Source organism: Alcanivorax sp. DG881 (genome assembly GCF_000155615.1).
Lineage (GTDB): Bacteria > Pseudomonadota > Gammaproteobacteria > Pseudomonadales > Alcanivoracaceae > Alcanivorax.
The window spans coordinates 2980607-2987517 of the sequence record NZ_DS989915.1; the positions used below are offsets into that span (position 1 = coordinate 2980607).

General features: G+C 55.4%; 4 protein-coding genes, 4 tRNA genes, 1 rRNA gene and 1 pseudogene. All 10 read left to right on the forward strand.

All coding sequences use genetic code 11. The features are described 5' to 3' along the window. Positions 1–428: 428 nt before the first annotated feature. Positions 429–544, forward strand: a 5S ribosomal RNA gene (gene rrf, locus ADG881_RS13425). Between the two features lie 813 nt (positions 545–1357). After that, positions 1358–3040, forward strand: coding sequence for an AMP-binding protein (locus ADG881_RS13435; RefSeq protein WP_007150540.1), 1683 nt, complete (start codon positions 1358–1360; stop codon positions 3038–3040). 5 nt (positions 3041–3045) lie between these two features. Next, positions 3046–4008, forward strand: a complete 963-nt coding sequence (locus tag ADG881_RS13440) for a biotin--[acetyl-CoA-carboxylase] ligase (protein ID WP_007149369.1) — start codon at positions 3046–3048, stop codon at positions 4006–4008. Next, positions 4005–4742 carry a type III pantothenate kinase gene (locus ADG881_RS13445; RefSeq protein ID WP_007150700.1) on the forward strand — a complete coding sequence of 246 codons (738 nt, stop codon included), beginning with the start codon at positions 4005–4007 and terminating at the stop codon, positions 4740–4742. The genes ADG881_RS13440 and ADG881_RS13445 overlap by 4 nt, the downstream gene beginning before the upstream one ends. Positions 4743–4759: 17 nt before the next feature. Further along, entirely contained in the window at positions 4760–5410 is a 651-nt protein-coding gene (locus ADG881_RS13450; RefSeq protein ID WP_039926798.1) for an SPOR domain-containing protein, read from the forward strand. A gap of 83 nt (positions 5411–5493) precedes the next feature. After that, positions 5494–5569: transfer RNA gene (locus ADG881_RS13455), tRNA-Thr, on the forward strand. A 77-nt stretch (positions 5570–5646) separates the two neighbouring features. Beyond that, positions 5647–5730: transfer RNA gene (locus ADG881_RS13460), tRNA-Tyr, on the forward strand. A 78-nt stretch (positions 5731–5808) separates the two neighbouring features. Continuing rightward, positions 5809–5882 (forward strand) — tRNA-Gly (locus ADG881_RS13465). A 44-nt stretch (positions 5883–5926) separates the two neighbouring features. Beyond that, positions 5927–6002: transfer RNA gene (locus tag ADG881_RS13470), tRNA-Thr, on the forward strand. 156 nt (positions 6003–6158) lie between these two features. After that, positions 6159–6911 (forward strand): annotated as a pseudogene (locus ADG881_RS13475) (elongation factor Tu); the annotation flags it as partial.

Consider the following 6911-nt stretch of genomic DNA (forward strand, 5'->3'; position numbering starts at 1 on the left):
CTCTGGTGTTCCGGTTGTCACGCCAGTGGCATTGCCGGGTAGCTACGTTCGGACGGGATAACCGCTGAAAGCATCTAAGCGGGAAGCCTCCCTCAAGATGAGATCTCCCTGGGAACTTGATTCCCCTGAAGGGCCGTTGAAGACCACAACGTTGATAGGCTGGGTGTGGAAGCGTTGTAAGGCGTGAAGCTAACCAGTACTAATTGCCCGTGAGGCTTGACTATATAACACCAAAGCAGTTACTCGGCACATCAAGCCAGGTAACGCAAAGATACGGTGTGAGAGATACTAACCTTGCAGTTGAATAGCAAACTTCTCGTTACCCAATTTGGCTTTGCCGGTGAGCAAGCAGTTCTACTTCGGTAGAGAACACCGGTAAGGCAACCTATTTGGTCATCCTGATTATTCAGGGCAACCAAACCAGTTTGCCTGACGACCATAGAATGTTGGAACCACCTGATCCCATGCCGAACTCAGAAGTGAAACGACATATCGCCGATGGTAGTGTGGGGCTTCCCCATGTGAGAGTAGGTCATCGTCAGGCTCTTAAATACAAAAAAGGCCCCCTAGCATTATGCTAGGGGGCTTTTTTTGTATTTAGGATACGGTGAATTATTTTCCCTGCCTCGCGGCGAAGCCGCCATGTGACAAGCGATGCTCCGCAGGAGCCAGCTTGGTGCGCCGCAGGCGTCCCGAAGGGATGACGAGCATGCTCGTCACGCACTGTAGGTCATCGTCAGGCTCTTAAACAAACAGAAAACCCTCGTCGCGAAAGCGTCGGGGTTTTTTTGTGTTCAGGCTGGGCAGAAGCGCGCTTCCTGTCACAATCTGGCACTGCCAGGCCCCCGCACCCCTCCCTGTAATACCCTTGCCAAAAAGACACGCCACAACCGCGATGTCCTGCGCCCCTGTATTATGAAGCTATTGGCGTCGCCGGAAGTGATGTTCGCTTGAAAGACTGGCTCACAGGCCGGGGTGCAGTCGGCGTGTTTTTCCTCTTGAATTTAGTTCACCGTCATCTGCTGGAAGATTAACCGGTAACACGCTTTATTCGGGCGCCTGCAGCCTCTATTCTTGCTGCTGTGACTTTCGCTATTCCTACAGTAAACAAGCGTTTACCAACCATTTGCTAGCCTGGAAAGGCTCCATTGCTGTCGGCGAAAGTGGTATGGTTGAGCCTTGCTGACGAGGGGCGGCAGAGGATCTGTATTGCCGGTCAGCGTTTGACAGCTTGGTTTGCCGGGATGATGTTGCTCTTCCTCGGCATCGTTAACAGAATTCGCAGGGTTAGCCTGCACCGGCCTGCCATATGGCGGGGTGTTTCTTTGAATTTTGGACTCGGGAAAGGTTGAGAATTATGACAACAGAAAAAAGTGTGCTGACTCCACTACAGGCGCTGGCTCAGCGTTGTTCGCAGCACGGCGATGCGGTGGCGTTTGTTCAGCCCCTGGGTGGCGGTAAGCTGCGTGAGTATACCTGGAAGCAGGTGGATGAAGAGGCGCGTAAAATTGCCGCCTACCTGCAGTCCCAGGGGATGCAGAAGGGCGATCATGTTGCGCTGGTGTCCAAGAACTGTGCGGAATGGATCATCACTGATGTGGCAATCTGGATGGCGGGTGGCGTCAGTGTTCCCCTTTACCCGACGCTGGTGGCCGAGACAGTGCGTCAGATCATGGAGCACAGTGAGTCCAAGTTCCTTTTTGTCGGCAAGCTCGACGACTGGGACATGATGAAAGCCGGTGTGCCAGAAGGGGTCGCACAAATTGCCTTGAGCCTGGCGCCGGAAGATGCCCTGCAGGCGTTCCCGAAATGGTCGGACATTATTCGTGATACGGCGCCGTTGGCGGATGTGAATGTACCGGATCTCGGTGATCTGGCTACCATCGTTTATACCTCTGGCACCACCGGTATGCCAAAGGGCGTGATGCACGACTTTGCGAGCCTTTCCACTGTCGGTGAAAAGATGATCAAGGTGTACGACCTTAAGCCTGACGAGCGCATGATTTCTTATTTGCCGCTGTCTCATGTGGCTGAGCGCGTGGCAGTGGAAATTGCCGTGCTGTATGTCGGTAACAAGATCTTTTTTGCCGAGTCTCTGGATACCTTTGGCGAAGATATCAAGCGGGCACAACCAACCGTATTTTTTGCGGTGCCGCGTATCTGGTCCAAGTTCTACCAGAAAGCTTCGGAGGCGGTGCCCCCGAAGAAGCTCAATCGGTTGCTCAAGATTCCTTTCCTTAACAAGATCATCAAGAAAAAAGTGCTTGGTGCCATGGGGCTGGATGAGTGCCGCATTGCGTTGTCCGGCGCTGCCGCGTTGTCACCGGAAATTATTACCTGGTTCAAGAAGCTGGATCTGGAAATTCTCGAAGTCTACGGCATGACCGAAAACCTGGCCTGGTCTCACACCACGGAAGAAGGGGATCAGCAGATTGGCTGGGTGGGGACGCCCAATGATGGTGTTGAGTGCCGCATCGGTGAGGGTGGCGAAATTCTGGTGCGCAGCCTGGGGAACATGAAGGGCTACTACAAGCAGCCAGAGAAGACAGCAGAAGATCTGACTGAAGACGGTTGGTTGCGCACGGGTGATGTGGGCGAAATTGACGGCAAGGGTCGCTTGCGCATTACTGGCCGCGTGAAAGAGATTTTCAAAACTGAAAAAGGCAAGTATGTCGCGCCGGCGCCGATTGAGAATCGACTGTCGACGATGCCGGGTCTCGAGCTGGCCTGTGTGATCGGGCAAGGTATGGGGCAGCCGGTTGCCTTGCTTAACATTACTCCGGAAGAGCAGGAGCGTTTGAGCAAAGGCAGTGAGAAGGAGCACTTTACCAAGGAGCTGGAGAAGCTTCTCGCTCGCGTAAATGAAGTGCTGGACCCTCACGAGCGTATGACCACGTTGATCGTGTGCAAGGATGCCTGGAGTGTTGAGAATAACCTGATCACCCCGACACTGAAGCTGAAGCGCAACGAAATCGAAAAGCGTTACGGCGATGATATTGTTCAGTGGTCCAAGACACGCGGGGTTGTTTGGGAGGCTTGAGCGCGATGAAAGAGGCGGACCAGTCGCTGGTCCGTCTTCTCGCCGACGGTAACTTTCGTTCCGGTTCAGAGCTTGGGGAGGTGTTGGGTATTTCCCGGGCCGGGGTCTGGAAGCGGGTTCAGCGCCTTGCGGATTTTGGTCTCACTCTGGAATCCGTGAAAGGCAAAGGTTACCGGCTGGCTCAGCCCCTGGAGTTGATCGACTCCGATATTGTGCAGCGCCGCCTGGGCGGGGTTGCGGATCTCCATTATCAGTGGGTCACCGGTTCCACCAATGCGGATGCCCTGGCATTGGAGGGCCCTGTTACCCGTCCCCAGGTGTTTGTCACCGAATGCCAGCTGGCGGGTCGCGGTCGCCGCGGCCGGGCCTGGCAGTCTCCGTTCGCCGCGAATCTCTATGTTTCCATTCGGTTCACATTACGTGGTGGCTTTGCCGCGTTGGGTGGGCTGAGTCTGGCCGTTGGCGTGTCTGTTGCCGAGGCGTTGCGCGAGCTTGAGCCTGCCCTGCCAATTACTCTCAAATGGCCCAATGATCTTTTGGTTGATGGTGCCAAGATTGGTGGTGTGTTGATCGAGCTTGCGGGCGAGATGGATGGGCGTGTGGATGTGGTGATCGGCGTGGGGCTCAATGGCCGGATGACGGCGGGTCAGGCTGATGCCATTGACCAGCGCTGGATCGATTTGGCTGCTGTATTGCCGCAGATGCCATCGCGTACGGATCTCGCCAGCCTGGTGATTACCCGGTTAATGGGTATGCTGCCGCTGTTCGAGAGCGATGGATTTGCCGCGTTTGCGGAATCGTTCGCTCAGCTCGATGCGGTATCCGGCAAGAATGTGGTTGTCAGGGCCGTGGATCAGGAGCTCGTGGGTGTTGCTGCTGGAGTGGCCTCTGATGGCGCGCTATTGCTGAAAACAAAAGATGGGCTGCGCTCCCTGTACGGCGGAGAAGTGAGTTTGAGAATCCAATGAAGCTGTTTGTTGATGTGGGCAATACCGCCATTAAGTGGCGTTACTGCGACGGCGCAACGGTGCATCAGGGTGGCTGCCGCCATGAGCGCGAGTGGTTGCGAGTGGTGGATGTCATGTTGGCGGGAGCAGGGCGATCGCCTGAAGAAATATGGATCGCGTCAGTCGCCGGACCGGAGGCGGATACGGTTATTGCCGCCTGTCTTGCGAATCGCACAGGTTGTCAGCCCCGGTTTTATTATTCCTGCGAATCCGATTTTGGTGTGCAAAGTTGTTATCCGGAGCCGAGAAAGCTTGGCGTGGACCGCTGGGTGGCAATGATTGAGGGGTTTCAGCGCTACGGGGCATCGATCATTATCGATTGCGGCAGCGCCTTGACGATCGATGCTGTGGACGGGCGTGGTGTTTTCCTGGGGGGCTATATCGTGCCGGGGCTTGGCATGTTGCGTGGTGCCTTGCTTCGCGATACTTCGGATGTACATATCGAGCCAGGAACGGCGCAGCTGCAGCTTGGGCAGTCTACCGGTGAGTGTGTTCATAACGGACTCTTGCGCATGTCTGTGGCCTTTGTCACGGAGGTGGTGGTTGAACTGCGCCAAGTGCTTGATGATACTAGCAAAGTGCTCGTCACGGGCGGCGATGCGCCGGAGTTGATTGGTTCGTTTGCGTTTGAATTTGAGCACGCGCCGGATTTGGTCCTCGATGGGCTGGAGCGAGTGGCTGCACGACAACAATAAATGATGGGGGAACACCTGTGCGGTGGATATTCTACAGTTTGCTGGTGATCAATTTGGTCTACGTGGGCTTTCAGTTGACCAAGTCGCTGGCTCCGGAGCCTCCTTCTCTGCGTTTGCCGGTCTCCCAGGCGGCTGCCGGTGGCGAGCGTTTGCGGTTGCTCGCAGATAGTCCCCAGCCGCAAAGTGTACCGGCGGCCAGCGTGCCCGGCGGTAGCTTGTGTCCGGTGATTGGGCCATGGGAAAACCGCGAGCAGGCAGAGGCGGGTGCGGTACAGCTCAAGGCCATTGGGCTGCCCGGCCGGGTGCGGGGATTGAGCGTGCAGAAGGACCGCCTTAACTGGGTGTATCTGCCTCCCTATGAGGATAGAGAGCGTGCCTTGCGTGTGCTCAGGGAGCTGCAGGACCATGGTGTCGACAGCTTTGTTGTCAAGGAGGGTGAGGACGCCAATGCGATTTCCCTGGGCTATTTCTCCAGCGCTGAATCCGCAGAAGGGCTTCGGTTGAAGATGCAAAATGCGGGCTATCCGGCGTTTGTCCGTGAAACGGCCCGGGATGTGACCGAATATTGGGTCTATCTGTCGAACTCGAAGCCTGAAGATAACGCCGACCTGAAGGTGTTTCTTGAGGGAAATCAGTCGCTTGGTATCGACAAGGTTTCCTGTTATTGATTGGGTGCGCAATTATTAGGCGTTTGATGCTTAAGTGGATTGCGTCCCCCCATGCCTTTCTATAGAATTCGCAACCCTTGTGAGCTGGCGTAGCTCAGTTGGTAGAGCAGCTGATTTGTAATCAGCCGGTCGGGGGTTCGACTCCTCTCGCCAGCTCCAATTTATAAACGCTTGGTAACTACTTGAAAACAAGTTGACAAGTTGTTGAAGCGTAAAGAGAATGTAGGCCCTTTTCTGGAGGGGTTCCCGAGTGGCCAAAGGGATCAGACTGTAAATCTGACGCGAAAGCTTCGGAGGTTCGAATCCTCCCCCCTCCACCAGATAGATTGATTTTGCCGGGCGATCAAGTCGCCCGGTAAAATCAGAAAGCCGGAAGGCTGGCAGGCATCGGAAGAATTGCGGGTATAGTTCAACGGTAGAACCTCAGCCTTCCAAGCTGATGATGCGGGTTCGATTCCCGCTACCCGCTCCAGCTCCGGAGAGGTTTGGTCATCGTTAAGGTGGCATGAAGGTTATGCTCTTGTAGCTCAGTAGGTAGAGCACACCCTTGGTAAGGGTGAGGTCACCGGTTCAAATCCGGTCAAGAGCTCCAATTTCCGGGCCCAGGTATATCCTGGGTCCGGCTTCATGTGTCTTGATGGTGCCAAGGTGGTCTGCGCGAATAAGCTGCAGTCCTTAAATGTGTCTTTATCGGGTGTATGCGCGCCATATGGCGAGAGAGCACAGCCAAGTTAAGAGGTGAAGAGTCGTGGCAAAGGAAAAGTTTGAACGTAATAAACCGCACGTAAACGTAGGCACCATCGGTCACGTTGACCATGGTAAAACCACCCTGACCGCCGCGCTGACACGCGTGTGTGCAGAAGTCTGGGGCGGTAGCGCCATTGCTTTCGATGGTATTGATAATGCCCCGGAAGAGCGTGAGCGTGGTATTACCATCGCGACCTCACACGTAGAGTACGATTCTCCGACTCGTCACTACGCCCACGTAGACTGCCCCGGTCACGCTGATTATGTGAAAAACATGATCACCGGTGCCGCGCAGATGGACGGCGCAATCCTGGTTTGTTCCGCAGCTGACGGCCCCATGCCGCAGACGCGTGAGCACATCCTGCTGTCCCGTCAGGTTGGCGTGCCTTTCATCGTTGTGTTCCTGAACAAAGCGGACATGGTTGACGATGAAGAGCTGCTCGAGCTGGTAGAAATGGAGGTACGTGAGCTGCTGAGCGACTACGACTTCCCGGGTGACGACACGCCGATCATCAAGGGTTCTGCCCTGAAGGCACTGGAAGGCGATACCAGCGAAATCGGTATGCCTGCCGTGCAGAAGCTGGTTGAGTGCCTGGACGAGTACATCCCGGAGCCGGAGCGTGCCGTTGATCAGCCGTTCCTGATGCCGATCGAAGACGTATTCTCCATCTCCCGGTCGCGGTACCGTGGTAACCCGGCCGTGTAGAGCGTGGCATCATCAAGTTGGTGAAGAGCTGGAAATCGTGGGTATCCA

Bases quoted from the DNA above. Each gene is read 5' to 3' on its own strand.
- ADG881_RS13445 (WP_007150700.1), top strand. From the start codon at position 4,005: ATGAAGCTGTTTGTTGATGTGGGCAATACCGCCATTAAGTGGCGTTAC.
- ADG881_RS13440 (WP_007149369.1), top strand. From the start codon at position 3,046: ATGAAAGAGGCGGACCAGTCGCTGGTCCGTCTTCTCGCCGACGGTAAC.
- ADG881_RS13435 (WP_007150540.1), top strand. From the start codon at position 1,358: ATGACAACAGAAAAAAGTGTGCTGACTCCACTACAGGCGCTGGCTCAG.